Here is a 21,891-nt window from a genome sequence, read left to right on the forward strand (position 1 = left end):
CCTATTTCTTACTGGTCTGTAATACTGCCATGAATGCCTCTTGGGGAATATCCACCTTGCCCACTCTCTTCATTCTCTTCTTTCCCTCTTTCTGCTTTTCAAGCAGTTTCTTTTTTCTTGTAATATCACCACCATAGCATTTAGCGGTAACATTTTTTCGCAATGCCTTAACAGTAGTTCTGGAGATAATCTTGGCGCCAATGGTGGCCTGAATTGCCACATCAAACATCTGCCGCGGGATGATCTCCTTCATTTTGTCAGCCAGCAAGCGTCCTCTCGAAATTGATGCATCTCGGTGTACAATCATTGACAGTGCATCCATCTTGTCACCATTGATAAGCAGATCAACCTTGACCAGATCAGCAACCTGAAACGCCTTGAAATAGTAGTCCATTGAGGCAAATCCACGGCTCACTGATTTGAGTCGATCAAAGAAATCAACCAACACCTCGGATAACGGAAGCTCATAGGTAATAGATACCTGTCGCCCCATATACTGCATATCCTTCTGCACCCCACGCTTCTCTATACATAATCCTATCACCGCTCCAACATAATCCTGAGGGACCAGAATATTGGAGACAATTACCGGCTCACGAATCTCACTTATCTTGTTAACCACAGGAAGATCAGCGGGGTTATCAATATGGATAATCTCACCATCACTCTTCTCAATCTCATAGACTACTGTGGGCGCTGTAGTAACGAGATTGAGACCATATTCACGCTCCAGACGCTCCTGAATAATCTCCATATGAAGCATACCGAGAAAACCAATACGGAATCCAAAACCTAGTGCTGGCGACACCTCCGGCTCATACTCCAGTGCTGCATCATTAAGACGAAGTTTGGCCAGAGCATCACGAAAATCCTCATAGTCATCAGTATCAACCGTATACATCCCGGCAAATACCTGTGGCTTAACCTCCTGAAATCCAGGCAGTGACTCTTCAACCGGATCTCCCGCATTGGTCAAGGTGTCACCAACAGGTGCCCCATCAATCTGCTTGATTCCAGCAATAATATATCCCACCTCGCCCGCTACCAGCTCATCCTTCGAAGTACGCTTTGGGGTAAAAATACCAACCTGGTCAACCAGATGGCTATTTCCGGTAGACATTACCTTCATCTTCATCCGCTTGCGGATTCTACCATTCACAACCCGCACCAATGAGACTACACCAAGATAGTTATCGAACCATGAGTCAATAATCAGCGCCTGTAGCTTGCCGTCAGGGTCTCCCTGTGGAGCAGGAATTAGCTCAACAATCTCCTCCAGAAGTTCATCAACTCCCAATCCCGTCTTTGCACTTACCCGTTTGGCATCTGCAGCATCAATGCCAACAATCTCTTCAATCTCCTCAATAACCCGTTCCGGATCTGCCGAAGGGAGATCAATCTTGTTTAGAACCGGAAGCACCTCAAGACCAAGGTCAATTGCGGTATAACAGTTGGCAACTGTCTGTGCCTCAACACCTTGAGCCGCATCCACCACAAGTAGTGCGCCCTCACAAGCTGCCAGAGAGCGTGATACTTCATAACTGAAATCAACATGTCCTGGAGTATCGATAAAATTCAGCAGATAAATCTTTCCATCACTGGCCTTGTACTCCAAAGAGACGCTCTGCGCCTTGATAGTAATCCCCCTCTCTTTCTCGATATCCATCGAGTCAAGCACCTGTGCAGACATCTCACGATCAGAGAGGCCACCACAGACCTGAATGAAGCGGTCGGCAATAGTTGATTTGCCGTGGTCTATATGGGCAATAATAGAAAAATTTCTGATCTGCGAGAGGTCGTACACTACTTGTTCCGTCAATTAAAAAAATGACTCCAACTGGAGTCATTTTCTAGTCATTTACCCAGACATTCCCTGAGCCGTTTTTCATCCAGGAAATAATGACAGATTTCTTCTGATTGCTCCAGCAGAACCGGCACTTTTGTCCCATATTGTGACTCCAGCTCCGGAACATTATTTATGACGATACGCTCCACCTTAAAACGGTCACGTAGTGGATGATGGGTCAGTAGCTCCTCCATATCATCACAGAGATGACACCCCTGCCGAACCATCAACTTGAGCTCTCTCTTAATCTGGCATCCTCAAGGCAAGAAAGATGGGTCCTTTTTCACGAACAACATAGACAGGAACACCTTTACCATCCGGCAGACGATCAAGAATCTGGAGCAGATGATCTACTCCCTCAATCACCACATAGTTGATTCGACTGATCACATCTCCTGCCTGCAGACCATAACGATCCGCAACGCTTCCAGCCTCAACCTGTTTAACAAAGACTCCGCCAGAGTGGATGGAGCGGCTCTCTCGAACCTCCTCAGGAATACTCTCCAACGTCATCCCCAGTCTCTCCATGGTAGCCTTCTCTACCTGCTTATCACTGTTTTGTGGCTCGACTGATGCTAACTCATCATCTGATGGGAGCTCACCAATCACCACCTGAACAACCATCTCTCGCCCCTCACGAATAATCTTTACCGGAACAGGATGACCAACAGGTGTTCTTCCAACAATTGGTGGCAGATGAGAGTTACTCTCCACAAAGTGTCCATTGAACTCTGTAATAACATCACCAACCTGGAGATCAGAATGAGAGGCAGGGCTATCTTTCAACACCTCAGCAACCAATGCCCCAACCGGACGATCCATTCCAAAAGAGTCAGCCAGGTCACTGGTAACTGACTGAATCAGTACCCCAAGCCAACCGCGGCTGACGTGACCACCATTCTTGACCTGCTTGACGACATCCATCGCAACCTCAATGGGTATAGCGAAAGAGAGCCCCATGTACCCCCCTGACTTGCTGAATATGATGGAATTTACTCCAACCACCTCACCATCAAGGTTAAAGAGCGGACCGCCTGAGTTTCCTGGATTGATCGCTACATCAGTCTGAATAAATGGAACATAGTTGAATCTGTTATCACCCTCAGAGATATTTCTCGCCTTGGCGCTGACAATGCCTGCTGTTGCTGACATCTCGAAACCAAAAGGAGAGCCAATTGCCAGTACCCACTCACCAATTTCAAGATCCTTGCTAGTGCCGGTCTTAACAATTGGCAAGCCACTAGCATCAATTTTGATCAGGGCAATATCTGATCTTTTATCTGATCCAACCACATCTGCCTTGAACTCCCTGTGGTCAAATAGACGAACATTAATCTCATCAGCATCTTCAACCACATGGTGGTTGGTAAGAATATAACCGTCCTCTGTCAAAATACTTCCGGACCCCTGAGCCTGGGTCTCAAACTCACGTGGTTCTGGACGGGGAACAGGTCCTCGAGGCCCCATCCCTCTATCCTCAAAGAATCTGCGGAAGAACTCTGGCAGCTCCTCATAAGGCAGGTCATCAGGCCCCTGAGAGAATGGCCCCATCCCGGGGATTGATGGCATTTTTCTCTTCTGGGTTACGCTAATACTTACTACTGCCGGCATCTGCTCCTTTACCAGCCGGGTAAAATCTGGGAGAGCGGCAACCTCTGCCGCCATCCCCCCAACCGGCAACAGTAGCAACACCACAAACAACCTGACCCAAACTGCCTTTTTACACCCTTTGCACCATCCCATCATTTTCATATATTCCTTTAGATAGTCAACATATTTAACTGTTTTATTTAATCTTATTGTTAATCCATAGTCACAAAATATTGCGCTTTAACTTCTGTTATCACTGGAACCATCTCCTGTTGCTCAAACCATCCTTTACTCTTCATCCATAGAACCACAGCATAAGCCCCAGCAGCCCCAGCCACAACTGTTACCCACTCCTGAACAGAACCAAACCAGTTAGCCATCACCCACTGCCCAATCAATGCAAACAGAAAAAGGGCCAATAGTGGAATCATGTAGAGCAGAACAGCCCCTTTCATCAGACTATTTTCCGAGATAGCAATAATAACCTGCTCCCCAATTTTTGCATGAAGAGGATTCTCTACCTGCACTCTGAATGGTCTGTTCCCCAAGACCTTGGAAAATGTTGCCGTACCGCAGCCTGATGATGACTCGCAACTACCACAAGAGCTCTGTCGAGTGGTTTCAACCCACGCCTTATCACCATCAACTGCCACTACGGTTGCCATCTCCTTAACCACTTTCAGCCTCCAGCGATATTGCCACCCTCTTCACTATATCAATTGGCATCTCACCAAGAACTGTAATCCTGTATCCCAACACAGAGTGGCTATAAATATTCAACGGCCGTCCATTGCTCTCCATCTGGCGTTCTGTAACCGGCTGCCCACGTGCGGAATCAGATTTTTCGATAAAGAGAGAGAACACATTCTCACCATCACTAAGAATCAACTGATTAACTACACCACCAAATTCGGGGATACTGTGCTCAACCACATCGATTTTATGAAATCCGTTTGGCAACCAACCAAGCCTCCATCCGACAATCCTCTTTACCACCTGTTGTGATGCCCCAGCTCTTCCATTAAGGGATGGTGCAGTAGAGACAAGTGCAGCCCGCTGCTGTGCAGAATGTCTATTCTCATCATGACGAACCATATATGAACGAACACGAGCAGAACGCTCCAACGGATTAATCCAGCGCTCAACCCACCTGCCATCCACCTCAACCCACTCCGTAGCTACGGAGGCATCCTTCTCATTTGCTGAATACGGAACAATCTGGAGGCCCATCTGCTGAATCACCAGAAAACTGACTGTAGCAAGAGATGCTGCCAGTGCCAATGGGACCCACGCCTTGCGTCTACCAGAGACTGAAGCAGAGACCGAATCGGAAGTGGGTGCTGGCGCAAGAATAGCGGCCTCTTTCTCTATCGCTTCTGCCACACGATCTGCAACACCTCCTCTCTCTGCTGACGCCACATATGAACTTCCATTTTCGAACAGCAACTGTCTTGCCAAATGGTGATTTTTCCACTGTTGACGTAGCTGTGGGTTCCTCTCGACCTGCAAAAGCAGCTGCTTTACCTCATCTTCAGAGAGATCCCCATCCATCAATCGAGAGAGTTGCTCTCCTGCAGTCCTGTCATGATTCATCAATACTCTCCCAGCTCTTGCAATTGCTGACTAATAGCCTCACGTGCACGGAAAATTCTGGAACGGACGGTACCGATCGGGCAATCCATAATCTCCGCAATCTCATCGTAACTCATACCTTCAAGCTCTCGTAATGTAATTGCCATCTTCAGATCTGCAGACAAATTCTCCAGCGCAAGCACAAGCGTCTGTTGAAGTTCATCTCTTAATAACTCACTTTCCGGCGTTGCTTTCTCCGTCAGACCCTCACCCTGCAACAAAAGTTCCGCATCCTCCGCATCCAGGTCAGTTGCTGGTGGTCTTCTCCCTTTTGCCGTCAGATGGTTTTTTGCTGTATTGACAGCAATTCGGTAGAGCCAGGTATAGAAGGCACTATCTCCACGAAAATTTGCCAGGGCACGATAGGCACGGATGAACGCATCCTGAGCCACATCCTCTGATTCGGCATGATCCTTTACAAACCGCCTTACCAGCGAAATCACCTTATGCTGGTATTTCAGAACAAGAAGATCAAACGCTCGCTTGTCACCCTTTTGAACTTGCTCCACCAATAGCTGGTCGACATCCCGCTGCTCCAAAGGTACTCCCATATTTTAATTTAACTGAGAAAGCTCTGATTAAGTCACTTCGTGACCCAATCAGAGCTCCCTCACAAGTTATCCCAGACATTACCGACATTATCATACAAGTGGATGAAATAGACCCGTACACGGTAAAATGGTTCCATAATGTCCCTCTATCAACATGACGTACTGATTATTGGAAGCGGAGCTGCCGGCCTAACCATGGCACTGCAGCTTGCCCCAACACTTAAAATTGCCCTTCTCTCCAAATCTCTACTGGATGAAGGCAGCACCCTCTACGCACAAGGGGGAATTGCCGCAGTTCTTGATGAGGATGACTCTATTGAGTCCCACGTCCAGGACACCATAAGTGCCGGAGGAGGTCTGTGTGATGAGAACGTGGTGCGCTTTGCCGTAGAAAATGCCAAATCATCCATAGAAAATCTGATTAACGCAGGAGTGCAGTTTTCACATACAGAACCATCCAATCCCGATTCACCACTCCATCTTACCCGTGAGGGCGGACACAGCAATCGCAGGGTTATCCATGCCGCCGATGCTACCGGCAAGGCAATTGAGACCACACTTAATGAACAGGTCAGATCTCGAGACAATATCGAAATATTCGAAAACCATATTGCCATCGATCTCATCACCACATCAAAGCTTGATTCAGATGATAAGAATCGAGTCATTGGCGCCTATATACTTGATCGTCTAAATGATCAGATTCACACCTTCAAGGCACCCCATGTGGTGCTTGCAACTGGAGGCGGCAGCAAGGTCTATCTCTATACCAGCAATCCCGATATCTCTACAGGAGACGGTATTGCCATGGCATGGCGTGCAGGATGCAGGGTTGCCAATATGGAATTCAACCAGTTCCACCCAACCTGCCTCTACCACTCTCAGGCAAAATCATTCCTTATTACCGAGGCAGTACGTGGTGAGGGAGGAAAACTTCTTCTTCCAAACATGGAGCCATTTATGAGCAACTTTGACTCCCGAGAAGAGCTGGCGCCAAGAGACATTGTAGCCAGAGCTATTGACCATGAGATGAAACGACTTGGTGTTGAACATCTCTATCTGGATATAAGCTTCAAGGATGCAGATTTCATAAAGAAACACTTCCCAATGGTCCATAGCAAACTTATGAAATTCGGGATTGATATAACAAAAGAGCCAATACCTGTGGTGCCTGCAGCCCACTACACATGTGGTGGCATCACTACTGACACCAGCGGAAAAACTGATATTGATGGTCTCTACGCCATTGGTGAGGTGGCACATACAGGCCTCCACGGGGCCAACAGAATGGCCAGCAACTCTCTGCTTGAGTGTCTGGTTTTTGCCACTTCAGCAGCCAACGAAATAAACCAAAGCCCCCAACAACAATTATCAAATATCAAAATTCCACCATGGGATGAGAGCAGGGTCACCGACTCTGATGAGGAGGTTGTGGTCTCACACAACTGGGACGAACTTCGCAGATTCATGTGGGACTACGTTGGAATTGTCCGCACAACCAAACGTCTGGAGCGTGCTCAACGCCGTATTGAACTGCTGCAGCATGAGATTGCCGAGTACTACAGCAACTTTAGAATCTCAAATAATCTGCTGGAGCTGCGTAACCTGGCGCAGGTTGCGGAACTGATCATACACTCTGCCCTGCAACGCAGAGAGAGCCGCGGCCTGCACTACACTCTGGATCACCCAGATCTTTTAGACAAGGCGGAAAACACCATCCTCAAGCCGTAACAGAAGAGAGCTCCATTCCCGAAATCTCAGCGATGATATCGGCAACCATCAAACTGAATGTCTGCTCACCATTCAACAGCCACCCCTGAAGATCTTGATCAGACTCATCCAATAATAATATAAACTGCTTCTGTAACCACTCTGGCGCATCCCGGTAATGCCTGTTTGCATAATGCTGAAGCAACAGATCAAGCTCCAACATCCCCCTGCGACAGCGCCACAATATCTGAGAATGGGTAATCATAATGAGCGCTTCAACATTGCCCCTCGCAGCTTTCCAATGGCATCAGATGGGTTAAGCCCTTTTGGACAGCTGTTTGTGCAGTTCATGATGGTGCGACACCTGAACAGCTTGAATGGCCCTTCAAGAGCATGCAGCCTCTCATCTGTTGCCTGGTCCCTGCTGTCAGAGACAAAACGCCACGCCTGTAACAGCGCAGCTGGCCCCAGAAACTCTTTTGGATTCCACCAGAATGAGGGGCATGCTGTAGAACAGCATCCACAAAGAATACATTCATAGAGACCATCTAGCCGCTCTCTCTCCTCAGGTGACTGTCTATACTCCACCTCTGGCTCTTGATCATCTACAGTTAGCCATGGTTTAACTGCCCGATACTGACGGAAAAATGGATCCATATCGACAATCAGATCACGAATCACCGGTTGTCCCGGAAATGGGCGAATCTCAACTGGCTCCTTCAGCCCCTTGAGCGGAGTGATACAGGCCAGGCTATTGCTACCATTGATATTCATCCCGTCAGAACCACATACCCCCTCACCACAGGATTTCCTGAAAGATAGCGACTCATCCTCTGCCTTTATCAACTTAAGTGCTGACAACACCATCATCTCATCCGAGATCAGATCATCATCAAGCAGATACTCTTGCATACGTGGCTCTGAGTCCTGTTCGGGGTCAAATCGGTAGATTAAAAATCTCATGCAGATACCCTTTAATAAACCCTGGCCTTTGGCGGCACTGCTGGTTCCGTCAATGGGTTCATATTTACCTTTTTGTACTGCAACTCTCCATCCAGTGAAAACAGGCTATGGGCCAACCAGTTCTCATCATCTCGCTCTGGATAATCAGTCCTGGAGTGAGCCCCTCTGCTCTCCTGCCTGGCTGCTGCAGAGACCACTGTCGCCAACGCCACATCGGCCAGATTCTCCAGCTCCAGCATCTCAATCAGTGCGGTATTGAATATCTTGCTCTGGTCATGAACCACCACATTGCCGACTCTCTCTCTAATGGAACGAATCTTCTCTACTCCTTGCTGCAGAACATCTTCACTCCTGTAGACTCCACAGTAACGTTCCATAGTCTCTTTCAGCTCATTACGTAATTGAGAGACGGACTCTTTCTCGCCACCGCCTCCACTTCCCTGTTGCTGAAAACGACTCAGCGCCTTATTGATTGCCTGCTCTGGAATAGCTGAACGGTGCTTCTGATCATGATGGTACTGCAGGATTCTGTTGCCTGCCGCCCTACCAAAAACCACAATATCCAGCAGAGAGTTTCCGCCCAGACGATTTGCTCCATGGACCGAGACACAGGCACACTCACCCACCGCAAACAAACCAGGCACAGGCGCATTAACCTCTCCATCCTGCCCCAACACCTCCCCAAAGCGGTTGGTCGGGATACCACCCATAGTGTAGTGAGCTGTCGGATAGACCGGGACGGGCTCCTTTGCCATATCTCGATGAGAAAAAGTTATCGCCAGATCACGAATTGCCGGCAATCGCTTCTTGACCACCTCCTCCCCAAGATGATCAACCTTTAACAGCACATGATCTCTGTCTGGTCCACAACCACGTCCCGCCTCTACCTCTAAAAATATTGCACGACTCACCACATCACGACTGGCAAGATCTTTCGCACTTGGGGCATAACGTTCCATAAAACGCTCACCATCACCATTTATCAGATAACCACCCTCTCCACGTGCCCCCTCTGAGAGCAACATCCCCTTGCCTGCAATGCCGGTAGGGTGAAACTGAAAAAACTCCATATCTTGCAGCGGGATACCAGCACGCAGCACCATCGCCATACCGTCCCCGGTATTTATCATTGCATTGGTGGTGGTCTTGAAAATCTGTCCTGCACCACCTGTCGCCAGCAGCACCGTCTTGGCATCCAGCAACAGAGGCTCTCCAGTTGCAATCTCCAACACCAGCACACCTACTACTCTGCCTCCATCATCACGCAGCAGATCGAGCGCAAAGTATTCATCAAAAAAGTGTGTCTGCTGCGCCAGATTCTGTTGATAGAGAGAGTGGAGAATCGCATGTCCGGTACGATCTGCTGCTGCACAGGTACGTGCCGCCTGTTCACCACCATAATTTTGACTCTGCCCACCAAATGGGCGCTGATAGATGGTTCCATCCTCCAGCCGGGAAAATGGTACTCCTGAATGCTCCAGCTCGGTCACCAGTTTGTAGGCTGAGCGGCACATATATTCTATGGCATCCTGATCTCCAAGCCAGTCACTCCCCTTAATGGTGTCATACATATGCCAACGCCAGTCATCTTCCATCACATTACCGAGAGCAGCATTGATCCCCCCCTGAGCAGCAACAGTATGAGAGCGGGTTGGAAAGACCTTGGAGACCACTGCAACACGAACATTTTCATTTGCAAGTTGCAGTGCGGCACGCAATCCACCACCACCTGCACCTATAACCACGGTGTCAAAAGTTCTCCTCTTAAGTGTCATGACAAACTCACATTACGCTCAACAAGATAAGAGCCATCCACAGCCCCAACCAGAACAGCACCAGTACGGTACCACCCAACAACACAATTCTTACCATACGCTGCCTTACATAGTCGAGCAGGACATCACGTATGCCTACCCAGCAGTGCAGTAACAGAGCAATAAATCCGCCCATAATCCAGATTGGATTGAACCCGTCAACAACCCACCGCCTCCACCCTTCATGCCCCGTATCCTCAAGCTGCAACAGTGAGACCAGCAGCAGAGGCATCACTATCAACAGAACAACGGCACTGAAACGCTGTATTACCCAGGCCCGCATTCCGGTAAGAACAAACATCAGAACAGTGCCCAACCGACCAAAACAAGAGCCAACATACTCAATCCGGAGACCACTATTGCCCCATCACTTGCACTATCCTTTTCTATCCCTACACCAATATCAAGCAACAAAATACGTGCTCCTGATATCAGGTGGTGTATCAGAGTCCAACATACAATTATGGCAATAAAGCGCGAGAGTGGATCCTCCCACAAATCCAGTAGCTGCTGAAATGAGTCGGCACCATGCAACGAGCGTTCAAACAGATAGAGAAAAAGCGGCAGAAGAAGAGACAGAGCCACCCCTGAAATGCGGTGAAGAATAGAGAGTATTGCAGTCGCCGGGAAACTAATCTGCAATAGATTGAGGAAAACAGGTCTCGAATTTTTCTCCATGGTGTACTGGTTATGGTTATTATTGTGTTATTGAATTCACAGTAATTGAACCATATATCAATTGCAAGAGGATAACTGACACCATGAATAGTGAATGGCTAAACTTTCTGCAAGGCAGTGGCGCAGAGATTGAGAATGAGTGCGTAACAAGCTTCGGTAACCCGGAACAGGAGCGCCATGTTGTATCAAGCGGAGATGTTATGTGTGATCTCTCTCACCTGGCTGTTTTGGAGGTGAGCGGAGATGATAGTGCAGATTTTCTGCAAAACCAGTTCACCAATGATATTGGCGCACTTGATATAGGCAAGAGCCAGCTGGATGGGTGGTGTAGTCCAAAGGGGCGTCTACTGGTGCTGTTTCATGTTATCCGTCATGAAAATAACAAATTCCTCCTGTTGCTGCCAGAAGAGCTACGTGACTACGCACAAAAACGGTTGCAGATGTTTGTGATGCGATCCAGCGTGACAATAGATGATTTAAGTAATCAGCTGGTACGCATAGGGGTATCGGGCCCTGACGCTGAACAACAACTCTCCTCCCTGGTTGATCATTTACCAGAGAATATTGATGACACAGTTAACGCAAACAATATTCAGGTAATAAGGTTACGCCCTACACTTTACCAACGCTTTCTTGTTATCACTGACAGCATTCATGCAGAAAAAGTATGGTCACATCTGGATGTACAATCAACTCCTGTAAGCAGAGAACCATGGGAGCTACTGGATATACGCGCAGGAGCTCCATCAATCACACTAAAAACTCAGGAATCATTTGTTCCACAGATGGTTAATCTGCAGGCCCTGAATGGGCTCAGCTTTACCAAAGGCTGTTATCCAGGACAGGAGGTTGTCGCCCGTATGGAGTACCTGGGAAAACTCAAACGCAAGATGTACAGGATTACAATTCTTGATGAGAGCACCCCTGCAGACGGTAGTAGTCTATACTCGAAATCTTCCAGCTCACCACAAGGGGCTGGTGAGATTGTATCTGTGCAAAAGGATGGCGATGGAGTTTGGGAGGGTCTGGCTGTACTTGAGGTTGCAATTGCTGATGCCGGAGATCTAACCCTGCACGAAGATGAGACCATCCCGGTCACAGTACAGGAACTCACTGCCAAAGATTAAAATACCAACCATGACCATTATCAAACAAGAAGATTTCATCTCCAGTATTGCAGATGCCCTGCAATATATATCCTACTATCATCCAATAGACTTCATTCAGGCAATGGGCGCCGCATGGGAACGAGAACAGTCTCCTGCTGCCAAGGATGCAATTGCTCAGATTCTGATGAACTCCAGAATGTCCGCGCTGGGCAAACGTCCGATCTGTCAAGACACCGGGATTGTCGTGATCTTTCTTAAGATAGGGATGGAGATAGACTGGGACACCGGCACATCACTGCAAGAGATGGCTGATGAGGGTGTGCGTCGCGCCTATCTGGACCCTGACAACAAACTGCGTGCCTCTATACTGGATGATCCTGCCGGGGAGAGAAAAAACACCAGAGACAACACCCCTGCCGTGCTCCATGTCGAAATGGTTCCTGGCGACAAACTGGATATCATCGTTGCCGCCAAGGGTGGAGGATCGGAAAACAAGGCCAGATTTACCAACCTTGGTCCAGGTGCAAATGTTGCAGACTGGGTTGTTGAGCAGGTCCCATCCATGGGGGCCGGATGGTGTCCTCCAGGCATGCTTGGCATTGGAATTGGCGGCACCGCCGAGAAAGCGATGCTGATGGCCAAAGAGGCTCTGATGGATCCTGTCGACATACAGGAGCTACGTGAACGCGGAGCTAACACCACCAGCGAGAAACTTAGAATCGAGATCATGGAGAGGGTCAATGCTCTTGGTATTGGTGCACAAGGGTTGGGTGGACTAACCACACTATTGGATGTAAAGATCAGAGAGTACCCGACACATGCTGCATCACTACCTGTTGCCATAATTCCCAACTGCGCTGCTACCCGCCACCTTCACTTTAGCCTTGATGGATCAGGGCCTGTAGAGCTGACACCTCCTTCGATTGATGAGTGGCCGGACATCACCTGGAGGCCATCAGCTGATGCTCGCAGAGTTGATCTCGACACCTTAACCGCTGAAGACACTCATCAGTGGAAGCCTGGCGAGACCCTGCTGTTAAATGGAAAACTGTTAACTGGCAGAGATGCTGCACACAGACGAATTTCGGAACTGTTTGAGTCTGGACAAGGTCTGCCAGATGGTGTCGATCTGAAAAATCGGATGATCTATTACGTTGGACCTGTTGATCCTGTCAAAGGTGAAGCGGTTGGACCAGCCGGCCCCACTACATCAACCAGAATGGACAGCTTTACTGATCTAATGCTGGAGAAGACAGGCCTTATTGGGATGGTGGGCAAAGCAGAACGTGGTCCAGCCACAATTGAGTCGATTAAAAAACACAGGTCTGTCTACCTGATTGCTGTTGGTGGTGCAGCCTACCTTGTTGCCAAGGCGATCAAGAAATCTCGGGTTATTGCATTCGAGGAGCTGGGCATGGAGGCTATCTACGAGTTCGAAGTAGAGGATATGCCTGTCACCGTCGCAGTCGATAGCAACGGCGAGTCACTCCATCAAAGTGGCCCGGCAGAGTGGAAAATCCGTATTGAGGAGATCGGCCGCCCTAGGCATGAACCCTTGCGGAAGTAATCGCGTCTCACTCATGCAGCACGCTCAAGCACATCCCTGTGTCGCTCGACTGTGGCCGTCCAGGCCACAGACGGCTACCTGTGTGAGGCGAGATTACTTCCGCAAGGATTCATCCTGGTGAGAAATACGGGCTAGTGTCCCTTCTCGTCTCCTGCATGAGATAGATAGAGCGCAAGACCGATCAGGGCAATACCCCCAGCCATGTAGAGTAGATCCAGAGGTGTCCCGAAGTGCATGGAGACAGTATGCTCAAAGAACTTCACAATCAGAATCATCAAAATAACCTTGGCCAGACGTGCCTTTAGATCATCCAGACTTTTTATCAGCAACACACTGGAAGAGGTTGCTGCCCCCTCTGCAGCATCAATCTCGCTAATAAAGAGTTCATAGAGACCAAGCGCAAATATCAGCAACACTGTGGCCAGCAGATAGCCATCCACAATCTCTACAATATGGGTTACTGTCTCCGCATGAAGCGCTGTTCTGGCTGCGGCCTCCATTAGTGGGTCTGCATAATGAACAAGATGAGAGATCATATAAAATGCGTCAACTGTGGCCATATAGAACATTGCCAGTGAGGCAAGCAGGCTTGAGATAACAGCAGTTAATACGACCAGGCGGCTACTCCAGAGAAAATTTTCAAATAACTGTTCTAGTGCTTTCATAAAAGGTTCATTTCATATATTGAGTTTTCTATATAATCCACGATTTCCGACTCTATTACCATGGCTAATTCAAAACAAAAAATCTTCCGATTTATGGTGCTAATCAGCTACTTTGCACTGATAGCTCATCTTATGCTATGGAATATCTGGCTTGGGCCATCCCACTATTTCCCTGTAGCCATGACCCTGATAGTGATGGTTGTGCCACTACTATTGCCTCTACGCGGAATCCTCCATGGCCGCGCCTATACCCATGCCTGGACCGGATTTCTTGCCCTCTTGTACTTTATTCACGGTATCGGAGATTTTGTGATCAACCCTCCAGAGAGGATCTATTCTGGAATTGAGATAGCTCTCAGCCTGACACTATTTTTTGGTTGTGCCTTCTATGCAAGAATTACAGGAAAGAGTGAAGCAAGGTAAAGTAATCACAACTTCACACGGGCAGCCGTCTGTGGCCTGGACGGCCACAGTCGAGCGACACAGGGATATGCTTGAGCGTGCTGCATGGGTGAGGTTGTGATTACTTTCGCAAGGATTAACAATATAACTGTTCACAACAAATCAGAGTGACAACAACTCCTTAACAAAAGGTATTGTAATCCTGCGCTGTGCAATAAGAGTATGCTCATCCAGCTGATCCAGCAGTGAGAAGAGTGTATGAAAGTCCCTGGATGTTCGACTCATCAAAAAGCTGGCAACCTCGTCACCCATCTCCATTCCTCTTGATGCAGCCCGCTCCTGCAGGACATGCCACTTCTCCCTGTCATCAAGAGAAGTCAGGCGTTCAACCACCCCCTCTCCAAGTCTGGAACGCAGATCAGGCAGTTTCATGCTCAACTCTGCAGGTGCGGTTTTTGCTGTTATCAAAACGTGGTTGCCATCATCCCGTAATCTGTTAAGCAGATGAAACAGGGACTCCTCCCAACCGCTATCGCCAGCCACTGCATCGAGATCATCCAGTGCTACCAGATCATACTGCCCCACCCCATCCAGCGATGCCGGACCCTGAGCAAATAATGTTTTGAGCGGCAAGACAATAGATTGCCTCTGATCAGAACCAAACAGATTACAGGTAGCATGCAGAAGATGGCTCTTCCCTACCCCATTTGGCCCCCAGATATAGAGCAGATGTGGCCCATCTCCAGAAGCTATCTCCTGTAGCATGGCAACTACTGTGGAGCCCGGCTGTGGATGAAAGTTATCAAATGAGGCTCTCTCCTGCAGTGAAAGCGAAAGAGGAATCTGTCTATCCACCGTGCTGTTTCCTGTACGCGCTCCAACCCCAGGTCCAGACATAATCTGCACCACTCATAACTGTTGTGGTGAGCACAACATAGGTTGAAAAAGTAATCACCTCATCACTTACCCCACCAAAAGCCTGGCTAATTACGATACCTAAAACATAAGATATCTGCGTAAACGTATTGATTTTACTAACAATACTTGGAGCCATGTCGTATTGGCCTACACGATAATGATAGACCGTTCCGCCCACCACAATCAACAGATCACGAAACACAATGATCACCACAAGCCAGACTGGAATCAATCCCAACCAGGCCAGCATTACAGTTGTAGAGACCAATAACAGCTTGTCCGCCAGCGGGTCAAGAATAGAACCGAGCCTGCTCTGCCACCCCATCCTTTTTGCCAGCAAGCCATCGAGCCCATCACTCATTCCAGCAAATGCAAACAGGTAGAGAGTCTCAAGAAAGAAACCATTATCCAGCAACCAGACAATGGGGATAACCAGCAGCATTCGCAGCATGGTAATTAGATTTGGAATATCGCGTCGATCCATAATCCGGTAGAATACCTTTTTTTAGACCTCAAGATTTACAATGACTTCAAAAAAATCTCTAAGCTATAGTGATGCAGGCGTTGATATTGATGCCGGCAACGACCTGATTGAACATATTAAACCTCTGGCAGCAAGAACCAGTCGCCCTGGAGTAATGGCAGGCCTTGGTGGCTTTGGTGCTCTCTTCGAGATTCCTCTGGACCGTTACAAGAACCCTCTTCTGGTATCAGGTACTGATGGCGTTGGCACTAAACTACGACTGGCAATGCAACTGGAAAAACACGACACCATAGGTATTGACCTGGTTGCCATGTGTGTAAATGACCTTATTGTGCAAGGCGCAGAACCACTGTTCTTTCTCGATTACTATGCGACGGGAAAACTGGACAAAAAAACTGCTATCTCTGTTATAGATGGTATTGCAACCGGTTGTGAACAGGCTGGTGCTGCCCTTATTGGTGGCGAGACAGCCGAGATGCCGGGCATGTACAGCGAGGGAGATTATGATCTGGCTGGTTTCAGTGTTGGCATTGTAGAGAAGAGCGAGGTTATTGATGGCTCCAGGGTGAAAGCTGGAGATGTGCTGATTGGAATGCGCTCCTCTGGCCCCCACTCCAATGGATACTCCCTGGTTCGCAAAATCATTGAGGTTAGCAATGCCGACCTAAATGAAGATCTGGATGGAAAACCGCTGGGAGAACAGCTCCTGGAACCCACCAGGATCTATGTTAAACCTCTATTGGCACTAGCCAAACAGATTCCAGTTCATGCATTAGCCCATATCACAGGTGGAGGACTTACAGAAAATCTTCCACGTGTACTTCCTGAATCCACAACCGCCATGGTTGAAAAAAGCTCATGGGAGTGGCCAGCGGTATTCAAGTGGCTTCAGGAGCAGGGGAATGTGGTCGATGAGGAGATGATTCGCACCTTTAACTGTGGGGTCGGTATGGTTGTTGTGGTCTCATCCGAAGATGCAGATAGTACAATCAGTATTCTCGCCAAACAGGGAGAGTCTGCCTGGAAACTTGGCACCATCACCTCTTCTGATGAAGAGGGCAAAGAGCCCAAAGTTGTATTCTGCTAACCGGCCAATCTCCGTTGTTGTCCTTATATCTGGCCGAGGAAGTAACCTGCAGGCGCTTGTGCGTTCACAGCAGGCAAATAAAATCGATATCAAAATCGCTGGGGTTATCAGTAACCGGGCAGATGCGGTGGGGCTTGCCTTTGCCAAAGAAAACAACATCCCAACTACTGTAGTCGACAGCACAAATTTCGGTAGTCGTTCCGATTATGATCGTGAACTCATCAGGGAGATTGATCAAAACCGGCCAGAACTGGTTATCCTGGCAGGTTTTATGCGCATTCTCTCTTCTGAGTTTGTTCGCCACTATCGCGGCAGACTGATCAACATTCACCCCTCCCTGCTTCCTCACTTCAAGGGGCTACATACCCACCAACAGGCGCTTGATGCCGGGGCAAAAGAGCATGGCGCAAGTGTCCACTACGTAACTGAAGAGCTGGATGGCGGACCGGTATTTCTGCAGGCCAAGATACCTGTATTAAATAGTGACAATGCTGCATCACTGGCAAACCGCGTACTGGAGAGAGAACACCAACTATATCCTGCAGCGGTTCAGTTAATCGCCAATGGCCGCATTCAGCTGGTTGACGAAAAGCTGCTGTTCGATCAAACTCCTATCGATGAACCAATTCAGCTCGACACTATTAGCTAGAATCCTTGTTGTTACAGCACTGTTTTTCTCAGCCAGGGCTGGCGCATTTCCAGAGACATTTAGTGCCAAATACCTCTTGAGCGGCAAAGGGATGTCACTTGGAGAGACCACTTACAATTTAACAAAAACAGCAACCGACAACAGCAGCCGGTTCACAATCCATACTGAGCCCACAGGCCTGGCCAAGCTCTTCGTAAAGAAAATCATTGATGAGAGCTCTATTTGGAAGTGGCGTGACAAGAAAATCACCCCTATTCAATACAACTACCACAGAAGCGGAAAAAAAGAGAGAAAGAGATCACGGATCTTTGATTGGAACAGCGCAACTGTCACCATAAAAGATGACGGAAAAGAGCAGAAACTTGATCAACTACAGAGTGGAACTGTTGATGAGGCACTGTTTCTGCTTGCCCTGATGCACGACCTCAAACAGGGTAATAGTGAACTAAAATATCGGGTAGCAAAAACTGGCGGGTGGTCAAATTACCTGTTCACTGTTGGTAATAGTGAGACCACACAGGTGCCAGCTGGAGAATTCAAAACTGTACATATCATTCGCCAAAAAGAGGGGAAACGTACATTTGAGCTGTGGGTAGCACCAGAACTGGACTATCTGCCAGTACAAGTTGAATATCGAGAAAAAGATGGGACTCTATTTCAGCTTCAGCTCAGAAGCAGCTCTATCCTCCAGTAGCCCCAAGTAACAATAGATGAAAACCGATCAGCTGATCTATTCACCCTACTCCGATAGATGGATAGAACGGAGATGGCCTTGATATTCTTGATGTCCCCGGAATTCAGTCCAGCCTTTCTTAGTAGATCGAAAATTACGAGTAACTCTTCATCGAGCCCTTCGCGCAGCGATCTGCTCATAATGCTGCTGAAAATCGGTACGTAGAGAATTCTGCTCCAGCAGGCGCTACAGCCGGGTTTCGATAACCTGCTTCAGGTTCTGTACCATTGTACGCTTCCTGAGGCGGTCACCACGATCTGGCGTACAGCATAATCGTAAGCATCAGCTGGTAGATCCGGATTTAGCTCAACCAACTTTTCCCGCAGTGGCCTGATAAGTACTACATCACAGTCCGAGTCCCGGCCGAGCGTGCCGTCCGGCCCGAAGGTCTCGTTATTGTAGCCGTACACCGAATCCCAACCGAGTTCATTTTCTAAATATTCGGCTGTCGTTTGTTGAACCAGGGTGTCTTCGGTGTAAGGCATCAGCGACTCTCCCACAAACAGGCGATGGGAACAGCATACAGATCCTCTCCAAAGGGAGTAATCGCATCCCCATCGTAAAGCAGAACACCCACAGCAAAACGTCTGCCCGCACCATTTTTCAGCTTACGCAATCCTTTGAAATCATCAGACACCACCGTGGAGGCTGCCTTAACCTCAACCCCAGAAAGCTTGCCCCCAGACTCCATCACCACATCCACTTCGGCCCCGTCCTTGTCACGAAAATGATAAAAGTTCACGGGTTCTTCTTGCCAGCTTGCATGACGCCGCAACTCCTGATAGACAAAGGTTTCCAGCAACTGTCCATACAGAGCACGATCATCCCACAATGTCTTTGCATTCACCCCAAGCAAGGCGCAGGCCAGTCCGGTATCACCCAGATGTAACTTGGGCCTCTTAATAAGGCGACGCAGACGATTACTATGCCATGGAGGCAACTCGTCTAGTAAAAAAATTCTCGCCAGCAACGTCATATAGTCACGGATAGTGGGGCGACTCAATTGAAAGGGTGCAGCCAGATCGGTGACATTCAGTAGCCTTGCTGTTTGCCCCGCTGCCAATGTCAGAAGCCGCGGCAAAGCATCCAGAGCGTTGATGCGCGCCAAATCACGCACATCACGTTGCACCAGAGTATCGATATAGTCACGATACCAGGCCGCGCGGCGACCTTCTGTGGCGCGCGCCAACGCAGCAGGATAACCGCCAGCGACCACAAGTCCAGCCAGTTCCCTAGCCATACGACCACCGGATTTCCCTACCTTAAACCCATTACCAAACAGGTTCGCCAGAAACCGGGGCTCAGATCCAGCCAGTTCGGTACGGGACAACGGATGTAGCCGTAAAATCTCCATACGGCCCGCCAGTGAATCACCCAGTTTAGGCACCAGCAGCACATTGGCCGAACCCGTCAGGATAAACCTGCCTGGCTGACGTTTAGCATCGACACTAGCCTTCAATGAGGTAAACAACTCCGGTACGCGCTGCACTTCATCCAGCACCACCTTTTCAGGCAAATCCGCAACATAGCCCACGGGATCCACCTGCGCGGAAGCCCGTTGAACATCGTCATCAAAGCTCAGGTAGGTAAAACCATCCGCATCACCCACCTGCTGAGCTAATGTAGTCTTGCCGCACTGCCGCGGCCCGTGGATCAAGACCACTGGCGTATCTGCCAGTGCATCATTGACTCGTGACAGCAGAAAGCGTGGATGCAAAACAGGCTTGTTCATGTTAACCAAGTGTAACTGCGGGCACGGCTAAATGAAAGGTTTAATGCGTCTATTTGAAAGGCATTGTGCCGTCCGTTTGTATTGAATTTGCAGCAAGCGGAACCTCAACCATCTCGACACCAGACTCCTGAAAAATTGTTCTGGTCAGAGCAACGCTATCTTCCCAACGTGACATATCATCTGGAATAGTGGTCACTACTCTCGTTATCCCTGTCTGAATAATCTTTGCAGCACACCGTGAACATGGCGGCAGCGGATAGACGTAGATCGTATTGCCAGTCAGATCAGAGTTTGCGAAGAGAAGTGCGTTCTCTTCTGCATGAAGCACAAGAGAATACTTTGTCTCCCGGTCATGCAGACGATGGTCATCCGACAACCCTTGCGGAAAACCATTAAAACCTAACGAGACAACCCGTTTGTCATTGGCAATTACTGCACCAACCTGAGTGCTTGGATCCTTCGACCACTTCGCCACATGGGCAGCCAGCCCCAGAAAACGCCGATCCCACTTCCCCAACTCAATACTCATCAGATATCACTCCACTTCCCTGTTATTGTGCGGAGAGAAGTATATCCTGACCATAAAAAAACCGCCATGAACGCAAAGGGCTCATAGCGGCTATATACAGCTTGTTTCTATCCGTTACTGAATGACGATATTCGGGAATTTCGTAGTGAAATCCCTCTTCTGTTGTGCAAGTTTAGCTGTGGAACGACGTGCAATCTCACGATATATGCCGGCAATATGCCCCTCAGGATCTGCAACAACCGTTGGTTTTCCGTCATCAGTATCGCTACGAATTGCCTTGTCCAGCGGTAGTTCGCCGAGGAAATCCACATGCCCCTCTTCTGCCATACGACGTCCACCGCCCTCTGCAAAAATATGCTCTTCATGACCACAGTTTGAACAGATATGGATACTCATATTCTCCACCACACCAAGAACCGGGACCTCAACCTTCTCGAACATCTTCAGACCCTTGACCGCATCCAACAGAGCTATATCTTGTGGGGTAGTTACAATAATTGCACCACTAACAGGAATCTTCTGCGCTAACGTCAACTGGGTATCACCAGTACCTGGTGGCAGATCAATAACCAGATAATCAAGATCATCCCACTGTGTATCCTTAAGTAACTGCTCAAGTGCCTGCGTGACCATCGGACCACGCCAGATCATTGGGGTATCCTCCTCAACCAGATACCCAATTGACATGGATTGCAGATCGTATGATTTAATTGGCATAAGAACCTTGCCATCTGGTGACTCCGGCTTGGCGCCATGAGCACCCAGCATGCGTGGCTGACTTGGACCATATATATCTGCATCCAGCATCCCCACATTAGCCCCCTCTGCAGAGAGCGCAAGAGCAAGATTTACTGCAGTTGTAGATTTACCAACACCACCTTTGCCTGATGCAACTGCGATAATGTTTTTAACGCCGTCAACAGCTTGAACACCTTTCTGAACCGCATGAGAGACGATGCTCCAGCCTACATTAACTGCTGCTTCAGATACTCCATCCACTGCATTCACTTTTTCAGCAACGGCCTCGCTCAGGGTATCTGCATATCCTTTGGCAGGAAACCCCAACTCAATATCTACAGTCACTTTTCCGCCATCAATTACCACATCCTTTACTGCCTTTGCAGAGATAAGGTCTGTATCAAGATAAGGATCAATATAGGCACTGATTGCGGACTCTACTGCCTCGCGGGTCACTTCGGACATGGGAAAACTCCAGATTAATTTTGATTTAA

At 48.6% G+C, this 21,891-nt stretch carries 25 protein-coding genes; 7 read left to right on the forward strand and 18 right to left on the reverse strand.

The window, feature by feature from the left end; all coding sequences use genetic code 11:
* Nucleotide 1 precedes the first annotated feature (1 nt).
* The 6 genes from lepA to rpoE are packed head-to-tail and all read right to left on the reverse strand — an operon-like array spanning nt 2 to nt 5,619.
* Entirely contained in the window at nt 2–1,804 is a 1,803-nt protein-coding gene (gene lepA / locus AC3ZFK_RS04195; protein WP_487506679.1) for a translation elongation factor 4, read from the reverse strand.
* 50 nt (nt 1,805–1,854) lie between these two features.
* The gene (locus tag AC3ZFK_RS04200) at nt 1,855–2,073 is read right to left on the reverse strand and encodes a glutaredoxin family protein (protein WP_487506680.1); all 219 of its coding nucleotides are present in this window, start codon (nt 2,071–2,073) and stop codon (nt 1,855–1,857) included.
* A 16-nt stretch (nt 2,074–2,089) separates the two neighbouring features.
* Complete coding sequence (locus AC3ZFK_RS04205; RefSeq protein ID WP_487541443.1) at nt 2,090–3,598, reverse strand: Do family serine endopeptidase; 1,509 nt, start codon at nt 3,596–3,598, stop codon at nt 2,090–2,092.
* A 50-nt stretch (nt 3,599–3,648) separates the two neighbouring features.
* Nucleotides 3,649–4,113 (reverse strand): SoxR reducing system RseC family protein, encoded by a 465-nt coding sequence (locus AC3ZFK_RS04210; protein WP_487506640.1) that lies wholly within the window; start codon nt 4,111–4,113, stop codon nt 3,649–3,651.
* Nucleotides 4,106–5,029 carry a MucB/RseB C-terminal domain-containing protein gene (locus AC3ZFK_RS04215; protein WP_487506641.1) on the reverse strand — a complete coding sequence of 308 codons (924 nt, stop codon included), beginning with the start codon at nt 5,027–5,029 and terminating at the stop codon, nt 4,106–4,108. Before AC3ZFK_RS04215 ends, AC3ZFK_RS04210 begins: the two co-directional genes overlap by 8 nt.
* A complete protein-coding gene (gene rpoE, locus AC3ZFK_RS04220; protein ID WP_487506642.1) occupies nt 5,029–5,619 on the reverse strand; it encodes an RNA polymerase sigma factor RpoE in 591 nt (196 codons plus the stop codon). The genes AC3ZFK_RS04215 and rpoE overlap by 1 nt, the downstream gene beginning before the upstream one ends.
* Nucleotides 5,620–5,757: 138 nt before the next feature.
* Here rpoE and nadB point away from each other — a divergent pair, with 138 nt between their 5' ends.
* Nucleotides 5,758–7,350, forward strand: coding sequence for an L-aspartate oxidase (nadB, locus tag AC3ZFK_RS04225; protein WP_487506643.1), 1,593 nt, complete (start codon nt 5,758–5,760; stop codon nt 7,348–7,350).
* Here the strand turns inward: nadB and AC3ZFK_RS04230 are convergent.
* Genes AC3ZFK_RS04230 through sdhC form a run of 5 tightly spaced genes read right to left on the reverse strand, consistent with a single transcriptional unit; the run spans nt 7,340 to nt 10,784 of the window.
* The gene (locus AC3ZFK_RS04230; RefSeq protein WP_487506644.1) at nt 7,340–7,594 is read right to left on the reverse strand and encodes an FAD assembly factor SdhE; all 255 of its coding nucleotides are present in this window, start codon (nt 7,592–7,594) and stop codon (nt 7,340–7,342) included. The two genes, nadB and AC3ZFK_RS04230, sit on opposite strands and share 11 nt — an antisense overlap.
* Complete coding sequence (locus AC3ZFK_RS04235) at nt 7,591–8,292, reverse strand: succinate dehydrogenase iron-sulfur subunit (protein ID WP_487506645.1); 702 nt, start codon at nt 8,290–8,292, stop codon at nt 7,591–7,593. The genes AC3ZFK_RS04230 and AC3ZFK_RS04235 overlap by 4 nt, the downstream gene beginning before the upstream one ends.
* Nucleotides 8,293–8,303: 11 nt before the next feature.
* A complete protein-coding gene (gene sdhA / locus AC3ZFK_RS04240) occupies nt 8,304–10,067 on the reverse strand; it encodes a succinate dehydrogenase flavoprotein subunit (protein WP_487506646.1) in 1,764 nt (587 codons plus the stop codon).
* Between the two features lie 7 nt (nt 10,068–10,074).
* Nucleotides 10,075–10,407, reverse strand: a complete 333-nt coding sequence (sdhD, locus tag AC3ZFK_RS04245; RefSeq protein WP_487506647.1) for a succinate dehydrogenase, hydrophobic membrane anchor protein — start codon at nt 10,405–10,407, stop codon at nt 10,075–10,077.
* The gene (sdhC, locus tag AC3ZFK_RS04250) at nt 10,407–10,784 is read right to left on the reverse strand and encodes a succinate dehydrogenase, cytochrome b556 subunit (RefSeq protein WP_487506648.1); all 378 of its coding nucleotides are present in this window, start codon (nt 10,782–10,784) and stop codon (nt 10,407–10,409) included. The genes sdhD and sdhC overlap by 1 nt, the downstream gene beginning before the upstream one ends.
* A gap of 83 nt (nt 10,785–10,867) precedes the next feature.
* Between sdhC and ygfZ the strand changes: the two genes are divergently transcribed.
* The gene (gene ygfZ / locus AC3ZFK_RS04255) at nt 10,868–11,911 is read left to right on the forward strand and encodes a CAF17-like 4Fe-4S cluster assembly/insertion protein YgfZ (RefSeq protein WP_487506649.1); all 1,044 of its coding nucleotides are present in this window, start codon (nt 10,868–10,870) and stop codon (nt 11,909–11,911) included.
* A 10-nt stretch (nt 11,912–11,921) separates the two neighbouring features.
* Complete coding sequence (locus tag AC3ZFK_RS04260) at nt 11,922–13,460, forward strand: fumarate hydratase (RefSeq protein ID WP_487506650.1); 1,539 nt, start codon at nt 11,922–11,924, stop codon at nt 13,458–13,460.
* A 131-nt stretch (nt 13,461–13,591) separates the two neighbouring features.
* On the opposite strand, the gene AC3ZFK_RS04265 is transcribed toward AC3ZFK_RS04260, so the two are convergent.
* The gene (locus AC3ZFK_RS04265; RefSeq protein WP_487506651.1) at nt 13,592–14,125 is read right to left on the reverse strand and encodes a YqhA family protein; all 534 of its coding nucleotides are present in this window, start codon (nt 14,123–14,125) and stop codon (nt 13,592–13,594) included.
* 60 nt (nt 14,126–14,185) lie between these two features.
* Here AC3ZFK_RS04265 and AC3ZFK_RS04270 point away from each other — a divergent pair, with 60 nt between their 5' ends.
* Nucleotides 14,186–14,548 carry a DUF2069 domain-containing protein gene (locus AC3ZFK_RS04270; RefSeq protein WP_487506652.1) on the forward strand — a complete coding sequence of 121 codons (363 nt, stop codon included), beginning with the start codon at nt 14,186–14,188 and terminating at the stop codon, nt 14,546–14,548.
* A 141-nt stretch (nt 14,549–14,689) separates the two neighbouring features.
* On the opposite strand, the gene hda is transcribed toward AC3ZFK_RS04270, so the two are convergent.
* Nucleotides 14,690–15,424: a DnaA regulatory inactivator Hda gene (gene hda / locus AC3ZFK_RS04275; protein ID WP_487506653.1), complete on the reverse strand. Its 735-nt coding sequence runs from the start codon at nt 15,422–15,424 to the stop codon at nt 14,690–14,692.
* On the reverse strand, nt 15,375–15,929 hold the full coding sequence (locus tag AC3ZFK_RS04280; protein WP_487506654.1) for a CDP-alcohol phosphatidyltransferase family protein: 555 nt from the start codon (nt 15,927–15,929) through the stop codon (nt 15,375–15,377). Before AC3ZFK_RS04280 ends, hda begins: the two co-directional genes overlap by 50 nt.
* A 40-nt stretch (nt 15,930–15,969) precedes the next feature.
* Between AC3ZFK_RS04280 and purM the strand changes: the two genes are divergently transcribed.
* From purM to AC3ZFK_RS04295, 3 genes are read left to right on the forward strand one after another with little or no spacing between them, the layout of a single operon-like run.
* Nucleotides 15,970–17,016: a phosphoribosylformylglycinamidine cyclo-ligase gene (gene purM / locus AC3ZFK_RS04285; protein WP_487506655.1), complete on the forward strand. Its 1,047-nt coding sequence runs from the start codon at nt 15,970–15,972 to the stop codon at nt 17,014–17,016.
* The gene (gene purN / locus AC3ZFK_RS04290) at nt 16,979–17,665 is read left to right on the forward strand and encodes a phosphoribosylglycinamide formyltransferase (protein ID WP_487506681.1); all 687 of its coding nucleotides are present in this window, start codon (nt 16,979–16,981) and stop codon (nt 17,663–17,665) included. Before purM ends, purN begins: the two co-directional genes overlap by 38 nt.
* Nucleotides 17,634–18,359, forward strand: a complete 726-nt coding sequence (locus tag AC3ZFK_RS04295; protein ID WP_487506656.1) for a DUF3108 domain-containing protein — start codon at nt 17,634–17,636, stop codon at nt 18,357–18,359. The genes purN and AC3ZFK_RS04295 overlap by 32 nt, the downstream gene beginning before the upstream one ends.
* Nucleotides 18,360–18,610: 251 nt before the next feature.
* Here AC3ZFK_RS04295 and AC3ZFK_RS04300 read toward each other — a convergent pair whose 3' ends face one another.
* The 4 genes from AC3ZFK_RS04300 to apbC all read right to left on the reverse strand — a co-directional run bounded on the left by AC3ZFK_RS04300 (nt 18,611) and on the right by apbC (nt 21,862).
* Nucleotides 18,611–18,883: a hypothetical protein gene (locus AC3ZFK_RS04300; RefSeq protein WP_487506657.1), complete on the reverse strand. Its 273-nt coding sequence runs from the start codon at nt 18,881–18,883 to the stop codon at nt 18,611–18,613.
* Entirely contained in the window at nt 18,883–20,130 is a 1,248-nt protein-coding gene (locus AC3ZFK_RS04305) for an ATP-binding protein (RefSeq protein WP_487506658.1), read from the reverse strand. Before AC3ZFK_RS04305 ends, AC3ZFK_RS04300 begins: the two co-directional genes overlap by 1 nt.
* Before the next feature lie 49 nt (nt 20,131–20,179).
* The gene (locus AC3ZFK_RS04310; RefSeq protein ID WP_487506659.1) at nt 20,180–20,659 is read right to left on the reverse strand and encodes a deoxycytidylate deaminase; all 480 of its coding nucleotides are present in this window, start codon (nt 20,657–20,659) and stop codon (nt 20,180–20,182) included.
* A gap of 114 nt (nt 20,660–20,773) precedes the next feature.
* Nucleotides 20,774–21,862: an iron-sulfur cluster carrier protein ApbC gene (gene apbC / locus AC3ZFK_RS04315; protein ID WP_487506660.1), complete on the reverse strand. Its 1,089-nt coding sequence runs from the start codon at nt 21,860–21,862 to the stop codon at nt 20,774–20,776.
* Nucleotides 21,863–21,891 lie beyond the last annotated feature (29 nt).

Source organism: Candidatus Thiopontia autotrophica, assembly GCF_982804495.1.